Below are 23,884 nucleotides of genomic sequence, written 5' to 3'. Positions count from 1 at the left end.
CTTCTGCCAGATAACCCGAGGAATTTATGACCGCTCCCAACGTAACCGCGCGCATTCTGCGGTTGATTGTTGAAAATGCGCCGATCAGCCAGTCAGACCTGAAAGTCCGCAGCGGACTGAGCATGTCGACCGTGTCGCAGGCGACTAATCGGCTGCTGGCACAGGAGATTGTGCAGGAGCTGGGGCTGCGTCGCGTGTCGATGGGACGGCCAAAAACGCTGCTTGGACTCAATCCCGATCGCGCCAGCGTGATTGGCATTCAGCTCAATGCAGAACGCAACCTGATCGTCATGACCGATCTCAGCGGCAATCTGCTGGGCGAGCAGCAGATGCCGAAAGGCACGCTGACACCGCGCCAGCTCGGCGATGCGCTGGCGAAGTTCCTGCGAGGTGTCGAGGAGAAGCGGGTCGGGGCGATTGGCCTGGCGCTGTCGGGCCTGGTTGATGCTGAAAACGGCTACTGCATCCGCTCCAAAGTGCTCGACTGGGATAATGTCCCGATTGCACGTCTGCTGGAAGAGCGTTTCTCGCTGCCGGTCTTTATCGAGAACGACGCCAACGCGATGGCGATGGCGGCGCTGGTGTTTGGGCAGCTCGGTAATGCCCAGTCAGCGGTAATCGCCACCTACGGCAAAGGGATCGGTGCAGGCATCATCCTGAATCGTCAGCTCTATCGCGGTCGTCATGGCAAGGCAGGCGAGATCGGCAACGGGCTGGTGGGTGATGGCTCGCTGCGTCTGCTGGAAGATGTCGCCTCATCGCGCGCCATTCTGCAGCGGCTGGCGGAGCAGGAACCGATGGAGGGCCTTACGTTGCAGGCGCTGGATCAGCGACCAACGCCCGAGGTGCTGGCGGTGCTGGAAGAGGCAGGGCGCGAGCTGGGGATTTCGCTGGCGAACCTGTCAGTGGCCTACGATCCGGACGTGGTTTATCTGGCGATGGAGCCGCACATGGCATCACGCATTCTGCTCGATCACATCACTCAGAGCTTCCAGGCATACCGGCTCAAACTGACGCCGCACATGACGCCGTTGCAGTTCCTGACGGAATCGAACCGGATGTGGGCGCTGGGCGCGGCGGGTTTTGCCGTCAACCGGCTGCTGGATCTGCTGGCGGCGCAGGCCGATGAAGAGCCGGTCACCTGAGTTATCCCTGGAATAAAAACGGGCGCTAAGCGCCCGCCAGACTGCTGACAAACCCAAGTCAGGGTGAGTCTGGCAGCAATGAATAAGCGCAATGCGCAGGGAGCACGCTCAGAGGAGGAAAGCGTCCCGCGGCAGGGACAAAAACGCCGGGAGCGTTTTTGAACAACGCAACGCGTTGGCCCGGTTACGGGCGCACCTCAGGGATGAGGTGCGTAATCGCGCGGGCCGGGCATGCCATGGATGGCGGTTTTTGCGTCTTTCCGATCTTACCGTGTTCCCTTCGCAGGCTCGGTCTTACCGCTATCGAGCTGGACTTTGTCAACAATCTCACGGGCGCTTCGGCGCCCGTTTTTATTTCCGCGTTTGCCTTAGCGCAGGCGCAATCCCTGCTCATCAAACAGCAGGCAATGCGCGGCAGAAAAGCCCAGTTCTACCTGTGTGCCCATATCGCGCGTGGTTGCTTCGCGCTCTTCCACCACCAGCATCTGCTCGCGCCCGATATCCAGGTAGAGATAGTTGGTGTGGCCCAGCATCTCGCCATAGGCCAGCTCGCCGTGGAAGCGCAGTGCATCCGGCGTCTGCGCGGCGGGCTGGAAATGCTCAGGACGAATGCCCAGCGTCACGGTCTGGCCCTCACGACAGTCTGCGGCGATTTTCAGCACCAGGCCCTCAATTTTCAGTTCCGGCACCCGCAGTTGCACTTCACCCTCGCCGGTGGCGCTGATTTCCGCCCGCAGGAAGTTCATTTTCGGGGAGCCGATAAAGCCAGCGACAAACAGATTATCCGGATCGTGATAGAGCGTCAGCGGTGCGCCGACCTGCTCAATGCGGCCCTGACGCAGCACCACAATGCGGTCAGCCAGCGTCATCGCCTCCAGCTGATCGTGGGTCACATAAATCATCGTGTTACCGAGCGAGGCGTGCAGCCGGGCGATCTCAATGCGCATCTGCAGGCGCAGTTCAGCATCAAGGTTAGAGAGCGGTTCATCGAACAGGAAGATACGCGGATGACGAATAATCGCCCGGCCTATCGCCACACGCTGCCGTTGTCCGCCAGAGAGCGCACGCGGCAGGCGATCAAGCAGTTCGGTGAGATGCAGACGGGCTGCCGTCTGAGTGATCGCCTCGTTGATCTCCGCTCTGGACTTTTTCATCACCTCCAGCGGATAGGCCAGATTGCCGCGCACCGTCATGTTGGGGTAGAGCGCATAAGACTGGAACACCATCGCGATGCCACGCTCGGTGGCGGGCTGCTGCGTCATGTCCTGCTCCTCAATCAGCAACTGTCCGCTGCTGATCTCCTCCAGCCCGGCGATCATCCGCAGCAGCGTCGATTTGCCGCAGCCGGATGGCCCGACAAACACCACAAATTCACCGCTGTTAATCGTCAGGTCGATGCCATGAATGACATTAACGTGTTCATACGACTTCTTCACATTCTGCAAGCGCAGGCTGGTCATCGGCTACCTCACTCAGAGTAACTGGCCCATGTAGATGGCATTGCTGCGCAGGATAGGGGTAAACCCCATGCGCGCATAGAAGGCACAGACCTGCTCGTTCTGCAGGCTGACGCCAAGATGGACACCGCTGACGCCCGCCGCCCGCAACGCCGCCAGCTCATGCTCAATCATCCGGCGACCCCAGCCGCCTTTCTGCGCCGCCGGCAGGAGGTTGATATGCAGATGCGCGGGCCACTGCGTCACCAGCGTGTCAGCAGCCTGGTCGGGATGACGTATTGCGTCGAGCACTTTGCTGTCGAGCGGGGCGCTGGCGCTGCGATCACGATACTTATCCTGCAGCTGCGGCCACCATTCGGCCTGAAGCTGTGCTTCAAACGCGCGGGTATCGGGCGCGGCGACGACATAACCCTGCACCTCACCGTCCCGCTCCAGCACAAAAGCAAAGTCAGGCGCGAAGCGCGCATAGGGCACGGCAAAACGCTGGCCGGGATAGTCGGGATCGGAGTAGAGCGCGCGGGCATCGCTGCCTGCATCGGCTGTTTCCAGGCAGATGCGGTAGAGCGCCGGGTAGTCCGCCGGCGTGGCCGGACGAATGACACTTTGATTCGCCATGGTGAATTCTCGTGAGTGAGGGAACCGGTCAGGGATTGAACAGATCCGCAGATGAAAGTTACGTTAATGAAAGTGGACTTAGTTTTCAAGATAGAATAATTACCTTATCGCACTAACGCAGGCGGTTCGGCAATGTTTAGCGGCGTCAGGATGCACAACTGTGATCGCCAACACGTCAGGAGCGCCGCGGCTGGCCAGCGTTTTAAGGCCGTCCGGAAGGGAAAAGTGTGAGCGTGATAGGATTTTCATATGTTTTATCAGGACGTTATTTTGCGATTATTGTACTGGTATCTCCTGCTATTGAAAACGTGACTGGCGACGTGCCGCCAGGGTTAATCGTCTGAAAGCCAGCGCGGTGTGCTGAATTTCACGCCATGTCGCTGTTTATTTGCGCGTGCTCACAGCGTTGCAATTCCCACTGCAGGCTGTTTGACTTTATTTTTCTATTAAAGTAAGTATGAGTGAGTGCGTTTGTGTGCGGCTGCAGCCTGCAGGATGTCAGGCGGTGAGATGAAAGGATGCCGATCCTGGTCTGAAGAAGGTGAGCATAATGTCTGTTTCCTCCGTTCGTTCGTTCCGAATTCGCAATGTGGGTCGGCTGCTGGCAGCAGGCCTGCTGGCGGGCAGCGTTTCTCATGCCGCTCACGCCGCTGTTACTCTGAATGAGTGGGATATCTACAACTACCCGGAGCAGACTGCCGCGGTGGATGAAGGGATTAAAGAGTTCTCACAGCAGAATCCCGGCATCGTGATCAACCGCTCAGTTCACTCTTTTGAAGATACCCGCATTCCGCTGAAGCTGGCACTGACTGCCGGTGATGGCCCGCAGATCGCCCAGGTCAATCAGGGCGGCGGTGATATGGGGTCGCTGGTTAAAGATAAGCTGCTGCTGCCACTCGACGGCTATGCCGCCAGCTACGGCTGGACCACGCGCTTCCCGGACTCGATTCTGAAACGTAACCGCTGGTCAGACAGTGGCGAGTTCGGCAGCGGCAAGCTTTACGGCGTCGCCAGCCTGGGCGAAATGGTCGGTCTCTATTACAACAAAGCGCTGCTGGATAAAGTGGGCATTGCGGTACCGAAAACGCTGGCCGAGCTGGAAAGTGCCATGGCGAAGCTGAAACAGCAGGGCACCGCACCGATGATGCTGGGCCTGCTCGATGGCAACATGGGCCAGCAGCTGCTCAGCACCCTGTGGCAGGCGCAGATTGAGAGCCACGACCGCAAGACGCTGGATAATCTGATTTACGATGTGGGCGGTACCTTCAAAGACAGCAAGCTGGTCAATGCCGCCACCATGATGAAGAGCTGGACCGACAAAGGGTACTTCTTCCCTGGCTTTCAGGGCATTGGTCACGACGATGCGGCGACGCTGTTCCAGAACGGCCAGGCCGCGTTCCTCGTCAGTGGCACCTGGTATCTCGGCCAGTTTAAAGACAACAAGGATATTCACTTTGCCGCAATGCCTGCCGGTGAAGGCGTGAAGCAGCCGCTGATGGTGGGCGGGACCGATCTGGCGTTCTCGATTACCAGCACCGCCAAAGGCAAAGATCAGCAGGAGGGCGCGGCGAAGTTCATCAACTATATGGTCTCGGATGCTATGGCGAACCGCTGGCTGAAAGTGGGCTTCCTGCCGGCCAGTACTAACAAGGCGGCCAAAATGCCGGCGGACAATCCGCTGCTGGCGGAGGCGTATCAGGTCTGGCTGACGCTCAACGACTATGACGGTTTAGGCCACTATGTGGACTGGGCCACGCCGACCATGAATGCCGAGCTGAATCAGAACGTCCAGCTGCTGCTGGCGGGTCGTCAGACTGCCGATCAGATGGTGGCCAATTTTGATAATAACTATCAGCGTTACCTGAAAACCCTGAAGCATTAAGCCGGAGGCCCGGCGCACAGCCGGGCCTGAGCATCGTTCTGAACCACGAGTAGGGTTATGTTGAATTTAAGCGGCTGGCGTAATTTTCTCTATGTTCTGCCTGCGGTGCTGGTCTATGCGGTGTTTCTGCTGTTCCCGCTGCTGGCCTCACTGGGTATCAGTTTTACTGAATGGGACGGCACCTCGCTGCCGGTGTTTAGTGGCATCAGTAACTACCTGCGGATGTTCAGCGATCCGGTTTTCTGGATTGCGCTGGGCAACAACGCCATCCTGATGCTGTTCTATACCCTGTTGCCGATTGGCGTCGGCCTGCTGCTTTGCAGCTTTCTCTATGACACGCGCAACAACAACGAACGCAGCGTGCTGCGCATTCTCTTTTTCCTGCCCTACATTATGCCGATGGCGGTATTGGGCGTGGTGTGGCGCTGGCTTTATAATCCGGCCTTCGGGCCGATCGACCAGATATTACGCGCGATTGGGCTGCCACAGCTGGCGCTCTCCTGGCTGGGTGATTTTACCTGGGCGCTGCCCGCCGTGGGGCTGGTCGCCACCTGGTACTTTTTCGGCTTCTGTCTGGTGCTGTTTATGGCGGGCCTGCAGCGTATGGACCCATCACTGCTGGAAGCCGCCGATCTGGATGGCTCGTCACGTCGCCAGAAGTTTATGCGCATCACGCTGCCTGGCCTGCGGCCCGAACTGCGGATTGCCCTGCTGCTGACGGTGATCGCCAGCCTGAAAGCCTTTGACCTGGTCTATGTGATGACCCAGGGCGGGCCGGGCACCTCCACCATGGTGACCAACATCTTTATGTATAAGCAGGGCTTTGACCTGCACTACTTTGGCTACGCCTCGTCGGTCGCGGTGTTCAGCATGATCATTGTTTTAGGGATTAACTATCTGATCCACCTGGCCTTAAAGGAGCGTTACTGATGCGAAGCACGCCGGTGATTTCACGCGCGCTGATCTGGATCGTGGCGCTGATGACGATTCTGCCTTTTCTGATGGCGCTGATGACCTCGTTTAAAACCCAGATGGAGCTGTTTCAGGGTGTTTTCACGCTGCCCGCCTCGCTGAATTTCAAAAACTACCTGACCGCCTGGCAGCAGGGTCACTTTAACGTCTACTTCCTCAACTCAGTACTGGTGGTCATTCCGGTAGTGCTGTTCAGCGTGCTGCTCGGCATTCTGGCCGGGTTCGGTTTCGCCTGGCTGAAAATCCCCGGTAAAAAAGTCATCGGAGCGATGCTGGCGCTGGGGATGGTATTGCCGAGTGAAGCCTTTATCATTCCGCTCTATCACGAGCTGCGCTGGATGGGGCTGACCAACACCTATCTGGCGCTGATCCTGCCGCAAATTGCCCTGTCGCTGCCCTTTACCACGCTGATGATCGCCAGTGCTTTTCAGCAGGTGCCGAAAGAACTGGTGGAAGCGGCGGTGATGGATGGGGCATCGCGGGTCAAAATTCTGTGGGGCATTCTGGTGCCCGCTATCTGGCCGACCCTGTCAACGCTGGGGCTGCTGCTGTTTATCTGGACCTGGAATGAGTTCCTGATCCCGCTGATTCTGGTCAACAAGGATGAGCTGCGCACGCTGCCGATTGGCATGATGTTTTTCCAGAACAAAAACACCATCGACATTCCGGTGCTGATGGCGGGCGCGATGATTGTGATTATGCCGCTGATCGTGGTGTTCCTGATTTTCCAGCGCAAGTTCATCAGCGGCGTCACCGAAGGGGCCGTGAAGTAATTTGTGAAGTTCCGCACGAAACGGCGCACTGGCGGCCAGACAAAGGTTTGCCGCGCCGTATCGTGCTGCAATTCCTCCTCCTCAACCCTGCGGGAGACGCATGATGCACCTTTCCCTTGCTGATTTTCACCCTGTCGCCGATGGCGAAACCCCGGACACGGCCTTGTTGCAACGCGCGATGGATCAGATTGCGGCGGCAGGCGGTGGCCGTCTGACGCTGCCAGCCGGACGTTATCGCAGCGGCTGCCTGAACCTGCCCTCTGATTTTGAGCTGCACCTTGAAGCGGGTGCGGTGCTGATCGCCAGTCCGCGGCTGGCTGACTACCAGGCGGTACAGGCGCTGAGCTGCGCGGAAAAGTCCCACAACGTGCTGCTCTATGCGCTGGGCCAGCGCAATATCACCATTAGCGGCACCGGCCGCATCGATGGCGAGGGTGAAGCCTGGTTTGCCGCTGAGCGTGACGAGCAGGGCTATCGTCTGCCGCGTGCCGACCGGCCGCGCATCATTGTGTTTGAAGATTGCGAACAGGTGACGCTGACCGCCTTTACCATAGTGCAGGCACCGATGTGGACAGTGCATCTGGTGAGCTGTCGCCATGTGCATATCGACCACCTCACCATCGACAACGCCATGACGATGCCAAATACCGATGCGCTCGACATCGACAGCTGCGAAGCCGTGTTTGTCAGCAACAGCTACCTCAGCGCCGCTGATGATGCCATCTGCATCAAAACCACCCATAAACCGGCCGCGCTACGGCGTCCGGCGCGACAGATCATGATCACCAACTGTCTGCTGCGCAGCTACAGCTGCGCCTTTAAGATCGGCACTGAAACCTGGGATGACGTCGAAGATGTCACGGTAACCGGCTGCACCATTTTTGATTCCAACCGCGGCATCGGCATCCTGTCGCGTGACGGCGGCGCGATGCGGCGTCTGCTGTTCAGCAATCTGACCTTTGCCTGTCATCACGCGCCGCCCTGTCACTGGGGTAAAGCCGATCCGCTGCATATTTCGGTACGCCGCCGCGATCCTGCCATCATGCCCGGCATCGTGGAGCAGGTGCAGTTCAGTAATCTTACGGGCGTGTCAGAAGGGGCGATTAACCTGCATGCGGCAGAACCGGGCTGGATACGCGATGTGGTCATCAGCCAGCTGCAGATGCGGCAGAGCGTGGCACCGGTTGCACAGGGACACTATGATGTACGGCCGCCCTGTAACCCGGACTCCCCGACCGGCATGGGGCTGGATAACGCCTACAAACTTGACCCGAAAACCGGCGAAGCCTTTGGTGTCGAGCGCTATCCCGGCGGACTGCCGGGCCTGTTCGCGCGTGGGGTGGAGAACCTGCAACTGCACAGCCTGATGATAACACGTCCGGAGCCGTTACCGTCAGGCTGGCACCCTGAGTGCGTGGTGCAGTTGCCGGATTGATTTACAGCGCGGCGGCGATGGCTGCACCGAGCTGTTCGGTGCTGGCGCTGCCGCCGAGATCGCGCGTCAGATGCTGTCCCGCCGCCAGCGTGCGTTCAATCGCATCTAACACCGCATCACCCGCCGCTTTGTAGCCGAGGTGCTCCAGCATCATCGCCCCGCACCAGATCTGCCCGATAGGATTGGCGACGCCTTTACCGGCGATATCGGGCGCAGAACCGTGAACCGGCTCGAACAGGCTGGGGAACAGCCCTTCCGGGTTGATATTGGCGGAAGGCGCAATGCCGATAGTGCCGGTACAGGCCGGGCCGAGATCGGAGAGGATATCGCCAAACAGGTTACTGGCGACCACCACATCAAACCAGTCCGGGTGCAGCACGAAGTTGGCGGTGAGAATATCAATGTGATACTTATCGACGCGAACCTCGGGGAACTGGCCGGACATCGCTTCGACGCGGCTATCCCAGTAAGGCATGGTGATGGCGATGCCGTTGGATTTGGTGGCGGAGGTCAGGTGTTTCTTCGGCCGGCTCTGGGCCAACTGATACGCAAACTTCAGGATGCGATCGACGCCAGTGCGCGTCATCACCGTCTCCTGAATCACCACTTCACGGTCAGTGCCGGGAAACAGGGTGCCGCCAACGCTGGAGTATTCACCCTCGGTGTTTTCGCGTACCACATAGAAGTCGATATCGCCGGGCTGACGATTCGCCAGCGGCGCTTTGACGCCAGGCATCAGCCGCACCGGGCGCAGATTGACATACTGATCAAACTCCCGCCGGAACTGCAGCAGCGAGCCCCACAGCGAAACGTGGTCGGGCACGACATCAGGCCAGCCGACCGCGCCAAAATAGATCGCATCAAAGGTTTTCAGCTGTGGAAACCAGTCGTCAGGCAACATTTTGCCATGCTGCTGCCAGTAGTCGGCGCTGGCGTAATTGAACCACTCCCAGCGCAGCGGAATGTTAAATTTCTCTGCGGCCGCATTCATTACGCGGACGCCTTCCGGCATCACTTCTTTGCCGATGCCGTCGCCAGGGATAACGGCAATGCGGTGAATTTTGTCAGTCACAGGGCACCTTTCCGGTTGATGTTCGAATTGTGTACGCAGTATAACTGTCGATTCCGGGGAAATAATGAGCCTGAAAGGCAATCCATTGTTGAATCAAAGTAGAGAATCCCGCACCTCCACCGATGACTTAGCCTTCTTTGTTCGCCTGGCCGCGCTGGACAGTCTGACCGCGGCGGCGCGTGAACTGGGCCTGTCGCTGGCGGCGGTCAGCAAGCGTCTGAGCCAGCTGGAGCAACGGCTTGGCGTGCAGCTACTGCGCCGCACCACGCGACGGCTGGAGTTGACGCCGGAAGGCCGTCGTTATCTGGCAGGTGCGCGCCCGTTGCTGGATCAGCTGGTGGCGCTGGAAGAGGCGGTCAGCGGTGAAACGGCTCAGTTGCGCGGCACACTTAACATCAATGCCTCATTTGGTTTTGGTCGTCGGCACATTGCGCCCTGCGTCTCTGCCTTTGCCGCACTGCATCCGCAGCTCTCGCTATCGCTGTCGCTCAGCAGCCAGCCGCTTAATTTTCTGGATGCGCACATGGACATTGATATCCGCGTCGGTGAACCGCCCGACTCGCGGCTGGTAGCGCGTAAACTGCGCACCAATCCGCGCATCCTCTGCTGCTCACCCGCCTATGCTGCCCGTCACGGCCTGCCCGCTACGGTGCGCGATCTGGCGCAGCACAACTGCATTTTACTGCGTCAGCACGACAGCGATTTTACGTTATGGCGGCTGACCAGCGGCGAACAGAGCATCAGCCAGAAAGTGCGCGGCAGCCTGATTACCAACGATGGTGAAGTGGCGATGCGGCTGGCGATGGATGGGCATGGCATTCTGCTGCGCTCCTGGTGGGACGCGCAGCACAGTCTGGCGACAGGCGAACTGTTGCAGGTGCTACCCGACTGGCAGGCCCCTGATGGCGATATTTTTGCGGTCTGGCAGGCGCAGCGCCAGCTTCCGGCGCGCATCACCGCGTTTGTAGCGTTTCTGCAGAAAAATCTGCAATCTGTTGAAAAACAGTGATTTTATATGGATGGGCGGGCCTGAAAAAGCATCTGCGGACAAGTAGCATACCGCATTAAACTGATTCGGTCGTTTCAGACTGACGCTGCGTTTACAGTCTTTTTTCTGATGCGTATGATTTTCATTCATTTTTCTTCCCTGCCTGTCCTCTGCGTTGCGGCCAGCCGGGAGAGCAGGTCGATAGGGGAGTTAAGCATGAAAGCGTTGTTCAGCCCGCATAAAAAGGCACTCGCACTGGTGATGGTCACCACCTTCAGCCTGGCGGCGTGCCAGACCGCGGTGAAAAAAGTGGATGGTGGCGCCGTAGTGATGCAGCCCTCCAGCCCCGATAACCTGATTGAGCGCGAGCTGGGTGAAGGGTTGTATGAGATGGCGTACCTGCCCGCCAGGAATGCGCTCTATGTTGCCAGTGCGCCGGAAGGGAACGATATCAGTGGCGGCATGATCTACCGTCTTGATGGCACTACGCTGCAGAGCACCGGGACGGGCCATTTCGACCTGAAAAACTTTGGGCTGATTAGCGAGCCGGACGGCAGCGCACTCTACGCCACCAACTCACTGGATGGCGGCATCGCTAAGATTGATCCGGAGAACGGAAAGGTGCTGAAACGCCTGATGTTTGACGATAAAAACGAGAAAGGGTTACCGGTTGGCACGCGTGAAATCTTTCTGCATGACGGGCTGCTCTATGTCGGCGGCACAGGCGATCCGGGTGTGATCTGGGTGGTCGATGCCAAAACGCTGACCCTGAAAACCCGGATTAAAAATGCCGGCAAGTGGGTCACAGGCATTATCTTCTCGCCGGTCAGCGACCGGATTTACGCGGCGAACGGCAGCGGTGAAATCCTGGTAATCAATCCGCGTAATCACAAGATCGAACAGCGTCTGACAGCCGGTGACGGGCAGAATTATCTTTTCCTGAACATGGCCGAAGATCCGGCGACAGGACGCCTGTTTGTCACGGATAATTCTAAGGCGAAAAACACCCTGGTGTTTGATGAGCGCAGCGGCAAGGTGATTAAGCGTCTTGATGTGGGTGATTCGATGGGGATTAAGTTTAACGGCAAGCGCAATGAGATTTATATCAGCCAGCGCGAGTCGAAGAAGGTGCTGCAACTGGATGGCACGACCTATGAAGTGAAAAACAGCTGGTCATTTGATCGTCACCCTGACAATCTGCTGGTCTCACCCGACGGGCAGACGCTCTATGTCACCACCAGGCCTGACTTTAATCAGCATCACAGCAGCAAAGAGCTGTACGGCGTAGCACGTATTCAGCTGAATTAAGTTAATAAATGGCGGCCGCAGGCCGTCTTAATGCTTTTATCTGATTTTCAATTTCAGTTGTTTTTTTTAATTATTAGCAAAATGTTTCTTGTCTTTTTGCATGGACCTATTTTACTGGCTGGGGAATAGGTTTTGCTATTCATTCTGGAATTAATGTTGTCAGAAAATTAACAATATAACCAGGTGGCTGGCTTTTTTTATTATTATCATCCCAATATTACCCCAGTTTTTGATTGTTCCATAATATCTGGAAAGTGATTTTATTATGTTTAGGTTTTTCCAGAAAATGGATTTTTTTACTATTTTTTTTAGCATTCTGCTGCTGTATTGTTCCTGTAAATCAATTTTACATTTCCTGAAATAAAAGGGCTTATAAATTTACGTTAAATAGCCGGGGTAAAAATAATGAGAAAGCTAAAGGAATACGAGATTAGTGTCGTAAGCGGTGGCGCTCCAGCGACGGCCGATGAGGTTAATACTTTTTTTGAAGGTATTGTCTGGGGCGTGCTGGATGGATTACTGACTGGCGTAACCGTCGGCGGAAGCGGTAGCCGAAGCGCCGTATTTGGTATTATCTCTCAGGGCGTAGGAGCCATTGTTGGCGGTATAATTGGCCCTATCGCGGGCGGCATTATGGGTGCAATGGTTGGCAGAGATGCCGTTGCAGCGTATGCGGCTGACATCAGAAAGCAATATTCCAGCTAGTCAAAAGCATTGCATCCTCCCCTCTTCATTAAAGGTGATTTAATGAAGTTTTACTGTCGTAATAATCTTTAAATATAAGGAAATTAATCATGCGTGAATTATCTCTGATCGAAACTGAAATCGTAAGTGGCGGTGCTTTAGTGGCTACGCTGGGCGACGCAGCAGAAGGCGCTGTCTGGGGTTTTTTTGAAGGTCTGGCGACTGGCGCGGCAGTAGGCGGTAGTGCCAGCCGCAGCGCCGTATTCGGCCCTATTGCTCAGGTTGTAGGCCTGGTTTTCGGGAGCATTGTTGGCCCGATCGTAGGAACCGTTATGGGCGCGCTGTGGGGTAAAGATACCGTCGCGGCCTATGGAGCGGACTTCCGCCAGAATTACGGCACCAGCGGCAGCGTAGCGCTCGTTTAATATTTTCTGAACGAAACATGATCTGAGTTGTACGATAGCGGTATTATCTATCCATAATGTTAGCGATGGATTTTACTAACGTTTTTGAAAATAAAATCACGGACGATATTCGAATACTCAGAGAGTTTAATCAAATCCGTAACGTTTCGACGTTGCGGATTTTTTTGTGCAGTTATCTCAGTAACCTGTTGGCGAATGAGAATGTAAGCCGCACCTTAATGGCTACGGCTTACTGTTCTCATAGTCATAACAGGTTATGACTGCTCTACACCCTGGACCAGCACCACACGGTATTCCGCACCTTTCAGGCGATGCTGTTTCGCTTCCTGATATTCCGGGCTGTCATACCAGCCGTGCGCTGCTTCAGCCGTCGGAAACTCCAGCACGACAACGCCGTCCGCTTCCGGTCCTTCCAGCGTCTCAAGCTGTCCATAAAACGCCAGTGGCGTAATGGGATGGTCGCCGCGCGCTTTGCCCGCTTTCTCGCCGTAAATAGCGAATTCCTCAGGGTTAGTAATTTTGTCGCGAATAAAGATGACATATGCGCTCATTGTGGGCTCCTTTACGCCTGGCGTTTATCTTCAGTGTTAATGTCAAAATCGGCTGCATCATGACGCTCATGCAGTTGATCGGCCGGGTCACCCATAACGCGGTTAACCTTGCGGCCGCGGATGACGGCAGGACGCTGTGCGATCTCTTTCGCCCAGCGCACCACGTTTTTATAGGACTGCACATCCAGGAATTCGGCAGCGCCATACTGATCGTTGAGCACCATGTTGCCGTACCATGGCCAGGTGGCGATGTCGGCGATAGTGTAGTCATCACCGGCCAGATAGCGGTTATCGGCCAGTCGACGATCCAGCACGTCAAACTGGCGCTTCGCTTCCAGGGTGAAGCGGTTGATGGCGTACTCAATTTTTTCTGGCGCGTAGTGATAGAAATGGCCGAAACCACCCCCAAGGTAAGGCGCTGAGCCCTGCAGCCAGAACAGCCAGTTCAGCGTTTCAGTGCGGCCAGCGATATCTTTCGGCAGGAAGTAACCATATTTCTCTGCCAGATAGAGCAGGATATTACCTGATTCAAATACCCGAATCGGCGGTGTTGCTGAGTGGTCGCTCAGCGCCGGGATTTTTGAGTTCGGGTTCACGTCGACAAAACCACTTGAGAACTGATCGCCGTCGCCGATACGGATCAGCCAGGCATCATACTCGGCATCGTTGACGTTAAGCGCCAGCAGCTCTTCCAGCAAAATGGTGACTTTCTGGCCGTTAGGCGTGCCGAGCGAATAGAGCTGCAGAGGGTGTTTGCCGACCGGCAACGCTTTTTCATGGGTGGGACCAGCGAACGGACGATTGGTTTTAGCGCCGTTACCTTTGGCTTCAGGGTCCCAGGTCCAGACTTTTGCGGGCTGATATGCATTTTCCGACATAATGAAAGTTCGCCTTGTGATGTGATATTGGTCTGGAGTGTAGCAGGTGCTGCGAAGGCGGTTTAACTCTGCTGGCTGCGCGAGGGCGTGTTGTGACGGGCCGATGTCAGGCGGGGAGCGGCCCAGGGGAAAAGTGATCAAAAGTGTGTCAGACGGGGCGATGTTTGTCCTGCGCGGACATCACCGTGCAGCCAGCAACGACTGCACGGCAGGCAGGTTTACAGCAGTTCGCGCTCAATCAGTTCGCGGGTTTCAATCGCCTGCACCTTCATCTTTTCCGGGTAACCAAACAGTGACGCCGCGATAATCGGTTCACCACCGACTTTATGGCTGCGGGTAGCAAAACCGGTGTCGCGCAGGGTTTTAAACAGGGTATCGAAGTCGACTTCACCTTCGCCAACGCCAACGTGCTGGTGAATAGTGGCATCCACGCCTGGCGGGTTAACGATATAGCGACAGTGTTTCGTATGGTTCATGGTGTCGGCGATCAGCATGTGGGACAGATCGTCACCTGCATACTCCAGCATCGGTTTCACATCGCCTTTGCCTTTGTCATAGAAGAAGGTGTGCGGCGCGCTGTAGATATACTTCACGTTATCGCTGCGGAACGACTTCACGATATCCACGGTTTCATTGTTCTCTTCACAGAAATCCCACGGGTGGGCCTGAATTTCGACGCGGATACCTTCACGTTCGATAATCGGCAGCAACTCTTCCATTGAGCGATAGAACATCTCTTCACAGATTTCCGGCTCGTTAGGCGTGCCGGAGAGTTCGGTGTTAATGACCTGCACACCCATCTCAACCGCAATCTCAATCATCCGCTTCCAGTTCTTCACCGCCGCCTGACGGCGCAGCTCATCCGGGCCGGACCAACGATAGACCACGATAAAAGAAGAGATTTCCAGCCCGGTGGCGCTCAATGCATTCTTATACTCGGTGATAATTTCACGGCTGGCTTTGGGATGTTTATAAAACGGGTTGATCTGCGGATGCGGCGACTGTTCGATATATTTGTAGCCCCAGTCGGCCACCTGATGAACCATACGGGTGATACCTAAATCTTTAATCACATCCACATCAAAAGCGATTTTCATCTTTCTGCTCCAGGCACGTTAAGGTTGCTGTTCTTCATTGAAGGTCACGCCAATCTGCTGCCTGACGTTATCCATCGTGGCCAGGGTGATGATCGCCTGGTCAAGCGAATGGACAGGCGAATCGATCAGGCTCTGGCCGATACACCAGGCGAAGTGGTTAATCTCATGACAGAGTTGTTCATAGCGGTTAGTGGGTTCCTGCCATTGCAGGCGGTGACGCCGGTCGCTGGAGGTCAGGGTAAAGTCACCGGGCGCATAGAACTGGCCTGCCAGCTCCAGGGTGGCGTCACGACCGGCGATCACTGCGCCGCCCGGCGTATTGCTGAACAGGGTAGTATTCAGCACCGACTGCATGCCGTGCTGATGGGTAAACAGCATCGAAGTCTGACCGTTGACGCGGCCATCCGGGACGGGCTGACCACGGGCGACGATTGTGTCAGGTGCACCGCCGCCAACAAATACGCTAAGCGCCACCAGATAACTGCCGAGATCGAGCATCGGACCGCCCGCCAGATCGGCATTGAAGATGCGGTGATCCGGGGTGAAAAACTCACCGTGATCGGCAATCAGGGTGTGGACGTCACCGAGTACGCCATCCTCCAGCAGCTGACGGATGACGTCATACTTCGGTGTAAAGTTGCACCACATCGCCTCCATACAGAGCAGGTTCGCGGCAGCGGCGGCCTGTTTAAGCTGAGCCGCCTGCTGCGCATTCAGCGCCAGCGGTTTTTCGATCAGCAGATGCTTTCCGGCGGCAATCGCGCGCAGACCATCGGGAAAATGGTGATTGTGGGGTGTCGCGATATAAACCGCATCCACATCATCCCGTGCCAGCATCGCATTGAGGTCGCCTGTGGCATGGCCGATTGACCATTTGTCAGCAAAGGCCTGTGCTTTTGCCGGGGCGCGCGCAGCCACCGCCGTGATCTGCTGGTGGGTATGCTGGTGCAGCGCATGGGCAAAATGGTCGGCGATCCAACCTGGCCCGATAATGCCCCAGCGCAGTTGCGGAACCTGGCGGGCATCGGTTGTGCGTGGAGCCGGAAGCGTTGATGGGAACATTACTTTTCCTTTTTTACGTGCAGGCTGGGGGGGCTCAGGTCTCCACTATAAAAAGCTCACCGTCACCGCTCTAACCTTTTAATGATGTGATCCCATCAACCGGATCGGTCGGATCGGTTCGGGATTTTTACCCTTTTTAGCAAATGAACGTTTTAAAGAGAATGCGAAAAGAAATGAATGTTTCATTTTGAGAGAAAGATCAAAGTTAGCTCTGATTTTCTATCAAATAAATGAGAGGAAATGGCCCTGTCGCGATAAGGTAGTGCTGTTTTAAACAACAGAACATAAAGACGTAGCCGTTAGTTAATGGGAACAGGAAAAGCAGGAGAAGGGTGATGTCAAAAGTGACGATGACGGCCATTGCGCAGGCGGCGGGCGTGGGTGTGGCGACGGTAGACAGGGTGCTGAACCGCCGAGCGCCGGTACGCAGTGTGACCGAGCAGAAGGTGCTGGCTGCGGCCCGTGAACTGGGCTATCGCCTGACCCAGGCGCACAGCCAGACCACCGCGCCACTGGCTGCAGCCGCACTCCGCGTGAGCTTTATCCTGCTGCCTGCCCGCTATTCGTTTTATCAGCAGCTGGGCGAGGCGCTGAAGCAGCAGCTCAGGGCGCAGCAGCCACAGGGTAGCGAACCTGAATTCTGCTGGCATGATATTCACGAGGTTGAAGCCGTCGCGCATTCCTTGCGTCAGCTGGCACAGCGCAGTGATGTGATTGCGCTGGTGGCGCTGGATCACCCGCTGATCCGTCATGCAATCCAGGATGTTTCACGGCTGGGCGTGCGGGTTTACGCGCTGTTCTCGGATTTCTCGCCCTGTGACCATGCCGGATTTATTGGCATCGATAATCAGAAAGCAGGACGCACTGCGGCCTGGATGGCACATCATCTGCTGCGTGAGCCGGGATGTGTCGGTGTGCTGCTGGGCGACCACCGTTTCACCTGCCAGGAGAGCAGCGAAATCAGTTTCCGCTCCTACCTGCGCGAGTCGGGCATCAGTCAGCGGGTACTGGAACCGTTAAAAACGCATGAGTCGGGTGAAGGAGGCTATCAGGCGACCCGGCAAATGCTGGAAGCCCACGACGATCTGGTCATGATTTATGCGCCCTGCGGCGGCATAGAGGGCGTGATACAGGCGCTGCGTGAGAGCGGTCGCACGCAGATTGATTTGCTGTGCCACGGCCCGCTGCCTGGCGATGAACTGGCGCTGATTGACGGCACCATCACGCTGATGGTGCGGCACCGTATTGATGCGATGGCGGAGGCGGTGATCGCTACCTGTCTCAGCAGCCGGAGGGATCAGCCTGACCATTTTGCACAGGTGACCGTACCATTTGAGATCGTAACGCTTGAAAACCTGTAGAAATAACAGGTTAGCTATTATTTGATAGTAATCTATCATTTAACGGGATTTTTAAACGCGATCTCTATCAAAAAATGAAACTTTCATTGTTGTCTGAGATGAAATTTTTATTTGATACTGCCAGCAGTTTTCACTGCACAGGCAGATATCATGACCTTTCATATTGCGAATGCCCCCTGTAGCTGGGGCGTGGATGATCCCGCTAATCCCTTTCTGCCGCCGTGGCAGAAAGTCCTGACCGAAGCCGCGCAGGCCGGCTATCCCAGTATTGAACTCGGTCCCTGGGGCTATCTGCCAACCGATGCCGCCGAACTGACCCGGCAGCTTAATGCGCATCAGCTTTCGCTGGTGGCAGGCACGATCTTCGATGATTTGGTCAGTGAGGCGCATTTTCCGGCGCTGGTGACGCTGACCCACAATCTGTGTCGCACGCTGTCCAGCGTACCTGTTGCGACTAAAACGCCCGGTGCCAGCGCGCCTTATCTGGTGATCATTGATTTCGGCAATCCGGAGCGGGCGAAATATGCCGGTCAGTCTGAAAAAGCGCCACGGCTTTCCGCTGAAGACTGGCAGCGCATGATGCAGCACATCACCCTTCTGAGTGAGATCGCCTGGCAGGAGTATGGCGTGCGGCCGGTTATCCATCCGCATGCGGGCGGCTGCATTGAGTTTGCCGATGAGCTGGCACAGCTGGTCAGTGACATTCCGCATCAGGTCGCCGGTTTGTGCCTGGACACTGGTCATCTCTATTACGCCGGCATGGATCCGGTCGCTTCGCTGAAACAGTACTGGGACCGTATCGACTACCTGCACTTTAAAGACGTTAACCAGCCGGTCTGGCGTGATGCCCTCTCGCAGGGACTCGACTTTTTCACTGCCTGCGCGCAGGGGGTGATGTGTCCGCTGGGGCAGGGCGCGATCGACTATCCGGCAGTGCGCAGCTTGCTGACTGAACGTCATTATCAGGGCTGGATCACCATCGAACAGGAGCGCGATCCGCGCCATGCCGACACCAGCCTACAGGATGTGAAAGCCAGCCTGGACTATCTCCGATCAACAGGATTCTGAGGACAACAGCATGATTAATGGTAAAAAAGCAGTTAACCGCTCGCTGCGCTGGGGCATGATCGGCGGCGGCGGCACCAGCCAGATTGGCTATATCCATCGTTCGGCGGCGCAGCGTGACGGCAATTTTGCATTGCTGGCGGGGGCGTTTGATATCGACGCGGCGCGCGGCCGCGAGTTTGGTCAGGCGCTGGGTGTGGCACCTGAACGCTGCTATCCCGACTACGCCAGCCTGTTCGTCGGAGAAGCGGCGCGCGAAGATGGCATTGAAGCGGTGTCGATCGCCACGCCTAACAATACCCATTTCGCCATTTGCCGCGCGGCGCTGAATGCCGGACTGCATGTGGTGTGCGAGAAGCCGCTCTGTTTTACGGTCGAAGAGGCCGATGAGCTGGAGCAGCTTAGCCGGGAGAAGCAGAAGATTGTCGGCGTCACTTACGGCTATGCCGGGCATCAGCTGATTCATCAGGCCAGAGAGATGATCGCTGAAGGCATACTGGGTGAGATCCGCATTGTAAATATGCAGTTTGCTCACGGCTTCCATAATGAGGCGGTGGAGTTGCAGAGTGAAAGCACCCGCTGGCGGGTCGATCCGCGCTTTGTCGGCCCGAGCTACGTGTTAGGCGATCTGGCAACACATCCGCTGTTTATCGCCGAAACGATGTTGCCGCAGCTGAAGGTGACGCGTCTGCTCTGTTCGCGCCAGAGTTTTGTCGCCTCGCGTGCGCCGCTGGAGGATAACGCCTTTGTGATGATGGAGTATGATAACGGCGCGGTGGGTACGCTCTGGGCCTCGGCGGTGAATGCGGGTTCCATGCACGGACAGAAGATTCGCGTGGTCGGATCGAAAGCCAGTCTGGAGTGGTGGGATGAGCAGCCAAATCAGCTGCGCTACGAAGTGCAGGGCGAGCCGGTTCGCATTCTGGAGCGCGGCATGGGCTATCTCAGCCCGCGCGCGCTGGAAGAGGATCGCATTGGTGGAGGCCATACCGAGGGATTATTCGAAGCCTGGTCAAATCTCTACCGCCGCTTCGCGCTGGCGATGGATGCCACCGATCGTCGTGACACCGCCTTCCTGGAGGATTTCTGGTATCCCGATGTGCATGCCGGATTAGCGGGCGTGCGCTGGGTAGCCCAGTGCGTGAAATCAGCAGATGCTGGGGCGGTGTGGGTGGAAGGGTAAGGGCGTGATAAACAAAACCTCAACCCGCCAGAGACGGGTTGAGGAAAGCGGCGTCATCTGTGAGTACACCGCACTGCCGCTGACATTTTAATTATCACCCGTTGAAAAGGGCCGTAACAGGCAGGACAAAAAACATCCTGACCAGATAATTGCATCCACACGACATTATCAACTTTTTATCCCGGATGCATCAGCCTGTAAAGCGGGACGCCAGGCAGACCTGCTCCTGATTACGTCAGGCAATACTGTGCGGGACTAAGCTATGCGTAGCGTTGAAGCGATAAAGCTAAGCGAGCTATGCTGAACAGACTGCAACACATTCTCAATGCTGCTGATCGTTCCGCCGGCAATCATATTTCGTGAGTCTTTTCCGTCTACCGTAATGATGTTGTCACGGTAAACTGTGACGTTATTGCCTTCGTCGCGAATAACAGAACTGATTTCATCTGCATATTTCCCGCCCAGTTGCAGAGCGGCTCCCTGACGACTTTGATAAGGAAGCGGTGCCTGCCATTGACCCGAAGAAATAAGGTACGTTGACTCAAATGAATTGACGCCGCTTGCTGCTGAGCTCAGGCAACTGATTCCGCTAATACGTGGGTTAATTTCCAGAAGATAAAGGCTGTTTTCCGTAACAATAAAATCGACGCAGCAGACACCATTGAACCCCAGGTGATTTAATAGGAGAATCAGTTTTGTCTGGACCTCACCGGTTAACTGTTTGCTGAAAAGACCAGGATGACAAACGCGTATCGTATCAAAATCAGAGCGAACTCCCAGTGAACTCTGGCCGGTATAACAGGGAGGCTGGAAAAAGTAATTCCCCGGCGTACCAGCAATTTCTATGCAACCAAGCGCACCATCAATAAAGGACTCAATTAAAATATTCTTGCGCTGATTCTGACTCAGCGTCTTGATCAGCTGGTCTTTGTTACTGATTATCTCAATACCATGCCCCATACAATCCCACAGAGGTTTCAGAATGACGGGAAAAGCAATATGGCTGACCAGTTCCTGCTCAAGTTTGTCTCTGCAGCCCGGTTTTAAAAGCTCGCCATGTGTAAATTCTCGGTCCAGAAGTTCCCAGCGCGGCGTAGGAAGGGCGAATTGCTCAAAAAGCATTTTGGTTGCTCTTTTATCGGCGAGCTTATATACAGCATTAATTGGGCCAGGGACCGCGCTGACGCCTTCTGACAAAGTGATGTCTTCAATGGTCCTTTCATTGGGAATAGACCAGGAAATAACATGGCTGACGTAAGCCGGTTGACGCTCACTTTGGGCATCGTCAATTGCGGCATCAGGCCCCATCGGAGACGAAAAGTGAGGCTGATCTTTGAGCAGCAGTCTTGAATCACTGTGCCTGCTTTTGATCGTTTCCCATGCCATTTCGAGAAAAGGTGATGCCTGGCTTATATCCAGCGAGCGGATGCAGAGTACGGGAAAATCACTCATACGATAGAGACCCTGGTGCTTTGTGAAAATTCATCCATAGCCAAAAGTATTGACTGCTCAGAATCAGCGGTAAAAATGGCCCATCCCAGACGTTCAATATTTGTTGAGCCCGGTTTTACCGGTGAATTTTCACTAACGGTAGAGCGGGTTTCAATGACGGATGCATTTTCCAGCCTGGAAGGAATTTCAAGCTGCTTTAAAACGCCTTCGGCGTCAGGCCGGACAAACTGAATGGCACAATAGCGTTTAGGCACGGCAGGTTTAAAGTCACTATCCAGCATACCGACGGCCTGGCGGGCATAGATTTCAAGCGGGTCCTGATCGGTGGAAAGGGCGACAAGGCGAGGAATATAGTCACCTGCTGGCCGTGAACAGCTCTCAATAACGCGTGGCTTTCCTTCTTTGTCTAATTTGATTTCGGTATGGCTTATGCCATTCGTGATGCCCAGGGCAATAACCGCCTGAGTGGCAACGTTCAGAATCTCATCGCGTAAGGCGTCAGGAACAGGCGCCGGGAAAATGTGTCCGGTTTCTGCACGAGCTTTGCCGGGCGTGGTGAACTTCATTGTCACACCCCAGGGCGCATATCGACCTGAGACGGAAAGGCCTTCAACACTAAACTCCTGTCCGGGAATATATTCCTGAACCAGAATTTCTTTGCTGAAAGGAATACCGTGTGGATATTCATGTGTCCATTGTGATGCGTCTTTACATGCCTGAGGAAACTCGTTGCACTCCATCAGCACTGAAACGCCAAAGGAGGCTGCATTTTCAGCCGGTTTGACCACCAGAGGAAACGCCAGCTCTTCCAGAGGAAGCTGATGCACATCATCCTTGTCGGTTAATACCGCCAGCAGTGCCGGTAACGGACACTCTGCCTTCGACAGCGTGCGGTACATGTCATATTTGTTTCTTCTGGCTCTGGAAAGCGAGGCATCCGGACCGCAAAGATCGAGCCTTTGTGCGACTTCTGCTGCGATATCTGTCAGGAACTCCCAGGCGACAACTACCCCGGAAACGCCTTTCTTCTTCGCTTCGCTGACCAGCGTCTCAATGGCCAGCTGGCGCACTGAAAAGTCCAGAAAAATGAGGTCATCAATCATGCCTGAGACTTCTTGCAGCATGGAGTCATAGACTTCTTCTGTTGTGGCGACGACTGAATGATAACCCAGTGCGCGTATTGCCTTAAGAAGCAGCTCTCCTCCCATACCGATCGGCTCAATAACCAGTATGCTTTTATTTCCATTAATAGTTGTATTCATTAACTCCTCCTTTTAAATTTTTGAATCCCAGACTAAAAGTGACTGCGGTCAGTAAGAGCAGTACTATCCAGGTGGAATGCGTATTCATATCCAGCAGCCAGCCAAAAATTGCCGGAGACAACGTCATTCCTGCCGACCAGGTCATCTGGAAGGCAGCCATGTAATTTCCATTATTTACTTCCGGGGCTAGTTTTATACTTAGCATGTTAACCGACGGCGTAGATAACATTTCTGCAAGGCTGTAAATAAGCATCGCAACAATTAACAGCCCACCAGTAACTATCTGGTTATTTAAAGTTATGCTGGCACACCAGAAAATAATGAATGAAAGAATATTCAGGTAATAAGCGTGTTTTATGTTCTGGACGGGATCGTTCTCTTTTGTCCATGATGCAATATGGGTGCTGATTAGCGCCACAATGGCCGTGTTTAAAATGACCAGTCCGCCTGAGAAAAAAGCAGGAAGGCCAAGTTGTTTGGTTGCATAAATAACAATTACGAGCGGAATAACCATTGCAGCAATGACTAAGCCAAAGTTGACAATCAGAAGCTGGCGATAGCTGGGATCGCTCAACACTTTTCTAATATTATGACTTTCTGCTTTTTTGTGGCTATTCTTTACCGTCTGCACGGCTACAGGATGCCACATCAAAAGTGCCAGGCAGGATAGAAAGTAAAGTGATGCCGACGCAATAATAATAAAATGCAGACTGCTGTCAGAATCAACAGAAAAAGCCAGTGAAGTAAAGATGGTGCCCAGTCCCAGACCAATATTCCTGATAGACGCAATAAGTCCGAACCAGGTTTGAGTCCCTTTCCCACCTGAAGCCAGTGAAACCAGCCCTCGGTTGCTCGTCCAGAAGATATGAGATCCTGCCTGGGTAAAAAACTGCGTCAGCATTATGGTAAAAGGGTCTCTGGCGAAAAGACACATGACAAAACCCGCGCCGCTGATAAAATCGCCCCATATCGACAGTTTTTTAGGACCGAGTCTGTCCAGTAACCTTCCTATCAGGACAGGTACTAAAGAGGAAAGGGCACGGCCTGTGGCAATAGCTACGCCTATTATTGAGAGCGTAAGCGTTGTCGTTCTGTCAAAGTAGATCATCATAAACGCCATGATCAATCCACCACCCGTTGCATTTAATATTGTCGATGCAACAAATAGTCTGGAACGTTTTATGTTTGGCACTGATATTTTTAATGTGGTTTTCACG

At 55.0% G+C, this 23,884-nt stretch carries 22 protein-coding genes; 12 read left to right on the top strand and 10 right to left on the bottom strand.

Going from position 1 to position 23,884, the window contains the following annotated elements; genetic code table 11:
* Positions 1 to 26 precede the first annotated feature (26 nt).
* On the top strand, positions 27 to 1,145 hold the full coding sequence (locus tag ACTJKZ_RS15645; protein WP_161736365.1) for an ROK family transcriptional regulator: 1,119 nt from the start codon (positions 27 to 29) through the stop codon (positions 1,143 to 1,145).
* Between the two features lie 368 nt (positions 1,146 to 1,513).
* On the opposite strand, the gene ACTJKZ_RS15640 is transcribed toward ACTJKZ_RS15645, so the two are convergent.
* Both ACTJKZ_RS15640 and ACTJKZ_RS15635 read right to left on the bottom strand, forming a co-directional pair.
* Positions 1,514 to 2,605: an ABC transporter ATP-binding protein gene (locus tag ACTJKZ_RS15640; RefSeq protein ID WP_161736366.1), complete on the bottom strand. Its 1,092-nt coding sequence runs from the start codon at positions 2,603 to 2,605 to the stop codon at positions 1,514 to 1,516.
* Positions 2,606 to 2,617: 12 nt separating this feature from the next.
* Positions 2,618 to 3,217, bottom strand: a complete 600-nt coding sequence (locus ACTJKZ_RS15635; RefSeq protein WP_161736367.1) for a GNAT family N-acetyltransferase — start codon at positions 3,215 to 3,217, stop codon at positions 2,618 to 2,620.
* A gap of 550 nt (positions 3,218 to 3,767) precedes the next feature.
* Here ACTJKZ_RS15635 and ACTJKZ_RS15630 point away from each other — a divergent pair.
* From ACTJKZ_RS15630 to ACTJKZ_RS15615, 4 genes are all read left to right on the top strand, one after another.
* Positions 3,768 to 5,099: an extracellular solute-binding protein gene (locus tag ACTJKZ_RS15630; RefSeq protein WP_440829814.1), complete on the top strand. Its 1,332-nt coding sequence runs from the start codon at positions 3,768 to 3,770 to the stop codon at positions 5,097 to 5,099.
* A 57-nt stretch (positions 5,100 to 5,156) separates the two neighbouring features.
* Positions 5,157 to 6,029 carry a carbohydrate ABC transporter permease gene (locus ACTJKZ_RS15625; protein ID WP_161736369.1) on the top strand — a complete coding sequence of 291 codons (873 nt, stop codon included), beginning with the start codon at positions 5,157 to 5,159 and terminating at the stop codon, positions 6,027 to 6,029.
* On the top strand, positions 6,029 to 6,844 hold the full coding sequence (locus tag ACTJKZ_RS15620; RefSeq protein WP_010252038.1) for a carbohydrate ABC transporter permease: 816 nt from the start codon (positions 6,029 to 6,031) through the stop codon (positions 6,842 to 6,844). The genes ACTJKZ_RS15625 and ACTJKZ_RS15620 overlap by 1 nt, the downstream gene beginning before the upstream one ends.
* A 103-nt stretch (positions 6,845 to 6,947) precedes the next feature.
* Positions 6,948 to 8,279, top strand: coding sequence for a glycoside hydrolase family 28 protein (locus ACTJKZ_RS15615; RefSeq protein ID WP_440829840.1), 1,332 nt, complete (start codon positions 6,948 to 6,950; stop codon positions 8,277 to 8,279).
* A gap of 1 nt (position 8,280) precedes the next feature.
* Here ACTJKZ_RS15615 and ACTJKZ_RS15610 read toward each other — a convergent pair whose 3' ends face one another.
* The gene (locus ACTJKZ_RS15610) at positions 8,281 to 9,351 is read right to left on the bottom strand and encodes a tartrate dehydrogenase (RefSeq protein WP_161736370.1); all 1,071 of its coding nucleotides are present in this window, start codon (positions 9,349 to 9,351) and stop codon (positions 8,281 to 8,283) included.
* A 64-nt stretch (positions 9,352 to 9,415) separates the two neighbouring features.
* On the opposite strand from ACTJKZ_RS15610, the gene ACTJKZ_RS15605 reads away from it, so the two are divergent.
* The 4 genes from ACTJKZ_RS15605 (at position 9,416) to ACTJKZ_RS15590 (ending at position 12,756) form a co-directional block, all read left to right on the top strand.
* Positions 9,416 to 10,360 (top strand): LysR family transcriptional regulator, encoded by a 945-nt coding sequence (locus ACTJKZ_RS15605; RefSeq protein WP_161736371.1) that lies wholly within the window; start codon positions 9,416 to 9,418, stop codon positions 10,358 to 10,360.
* Between the two features lie 195 nt (positions 10,361 to 10,555).
* Positions 10,556 to 11,647, top strand: coding sequence for a hypothetical protein (locus tag ACTJKZ_RS15600; RefSeq protein ID WP_440829813.1), 1,092 nt, complete (start codon positions 10,556 to 10,558; stop codon positions 11,645 to 11,647).
* Positions 11,648 to 12,052: 405 nt separating this feature from the next.
* Positions 12,053 to 12,352 (top strand): DUF5862 family protein, encoded by a 300-nt coding sequence (locus tag ACTJKZ_RS15595; RefSeq protein ID WP_285086654.1) that lies wholly within the window; start codon positions 12,053 to 12,055, stop codon positions 12,350 to 12,352.
* An 89-nt stretch (positions 12,353 to 12,441) separates the two neighbouring features.
* Positions 12,442 to 12,756, top strand: coding sequence for a DUF5862 family protein (locus tag ACTJKZ_RS15590; RefSeq protein WP_150037891.1), 315 nt, complete (start codon positions 12,442 to 12,444; stop codon positions 12,754 to 12,756).
* A gap of 254 nt (positions 12,757 to 13,010) precedes the next feature.
* On the opposite strand, the gene ACTJKZ_RS15585 is transcribed toward ACTJKZ_RS15590, so the two are convergent.
* The 4 genes from ACTJKZ_RS15585 to ACTJKZ_RS15570 form a co-directional block, all read right to left on the bottom strand.
* Positions 13,011 to 13,307, bottom strand: coding sequence for a DUF1330 domain-containing protein (locus ACTJKZ_RS15585; protein ID WP_161736375.1), 297 nt, complete (start codon positions 13,305 to 13,307; stop codon positions 13,011 to 13,013).
* A gap of 11 nt (positions 13,308 to 13,318) precedes the next feature.
* On the bottom strand, positions 13,319 to 14,185 hold the full coding sequence (yghU, locus tag ACTJKZ_RS15580; protein ID WP_260059071.1) for a glutathione-dependent disulfide-bond oxidoreductase: 867 nt from the start codon (positions 14,183 to 14,185) through the stop codon (positions 13,319 to 13,321).
* A gap of 218 nt (positions 14,186 to 14,403) precedes the next feature.
* Positions 14,404 to 15,282, bottom strand: a complete 879-nt coding sequence (locus ACTJKZ_RS15575) for a sugar phosphate isomerase/epimerase family protein (protein WP_150011911.1) — start codon at positions 15,280 to 15,282, stop codon at positions 14,404 to 14,406.
* A gap of 18 nt (positions 15,283 to 15,300) precedes the next feature.
* Positions 15,301 to 16,344: a Gfo/Idh/MocA family protein gene (locus tag ACTJKZ_RS15570; protein WP_440829812.1), complete on the bottom strand. Its 1,044-nt coding sequence runs from the start codon at positions 16,342 to 16,344 to the stop codon at positions 15,301 to 15,303.
* Between the two features lie 335 nt (positions 16,345 to 16,679).
* Between ACTJKZ_RS15570 and ACTJKZ_RS15565 the strand changes: the two genes are divergently transcribed.
* The 3 genes from ACTJKZ_RS15565 (at position 16,680) to ACTJKZ_RS15555 (ending at position 19,953) form a co-directional block, all read left to right on the top strand.
* Positions 16,680 to 17,705: a LacI family DNA-binding transcriptional regulator gene (locus ACTJKZ_RS15565; protein WP_260059066.1), complete on the top strand. Its 1,026-nt coding sequence runs from the start codon at positions 16,680 to 16,682 to the stop codon at positions 17,703 to 17,705.
* A 150-nt stretch (positions 17,706 to 17,855) separates the two neighbouring features.
* Positions 17,856 to 18,773: a TIM barrel protein gene (locus tag ACTJKZ_RS15560; RefSeq protein ID WP_440829811.1), complete on the top strand. Its 918-nt coding sequence runs from the start codon at positions 17,856 to 17,858 to the stop codon at positions 18,771 to 18,773.
* A gap of 10 nt (positions 18,774 to 18,783) precedes the next feature.
* Positions 18,784 to 19,953, top strand: a complete 1,170-nt coding sequence (locus ACTJKZ_RS15555; protein WP_440829810.1) for a Gfo/Idh/MocA family protein — start codon at positions 18,784 to 18,786, stop codon at positions 19,951 to 19,953.
* A 255-nt stretch (positions 19,954 to 20,208) separates the two neighbouring features.
* Here the strand turns inward: ACTJKZ_RS15555 and ACTJKZ_RS15550 are convergent, their stop codons facing one another.
* Genes ACTJKZ_RS15550 through ACTJKZ_RS15540 form a run of 3 tightly spaced genes read right to left on the bottom strand, consistent with a single transcriptional unit; the run spans position 20,209 to position 23,883 of the window.
* Positions 20,209 to 21,405: an ATP-binding protein gene (locus ACTJKZ_RS15550; protein ID WP_161731753.1), complete on the bottom strand. Its 1,197-nt coding sequence runs from the start codon at positions 21,403 to 21,405 to the stop codon at positions 20,209 to 20,211.
* On the bottom strand, positions 21,402 to 22,667 hold the full coding sequence (locus ACTJKZ_RS15545; RefSeq protein ID WP_140922733.1) for an ATP-grasp domain-containing protein: 1,266 nt from the start codon (positions 22,665 to 22,667) through the stop codon (positions 21,402 to 21,404). The genes ACTJKZ_RS15550 and ACTJKZ_RS15545 overlap by 4 nt, the downstream gene beginning before the upstream one ends.
* The gene (locus tag ACTJKZ_RS15540) at positions 22,651 to 23,883 is read right to left on the bottom strand and encodes an MFS transporter (RefSeq protein WP_161731755.1); all 1,233 of its coding nucleotides are present in this window, start codon (positions 23,881 to 23,883) and stop codon (positions 22,651 to 22,653) included. The genes ACTJKZ_RS15545 and ACTJKZ_RS15540 overlap by 17 nt, the downstream gene beginning before the upstream one ends.
* Position 23,884: the final 1 nt, after the last annotated feature.

The organism is Pantoea sp. 22096, from assembly GCF_052045955.1.
Classification (GTDB): Bacteria; Pseudomonadota; Gammaproteobacteria; order Enterobacterales; family Enterobacteriaceae; genus Pantoea; species Pantoea alfalfae.
The sequence above is the reverse complement of the archived record's forward strand: the minus strand, read 5'-3'. Positions and strand labels throughout refer to the sequence as shown.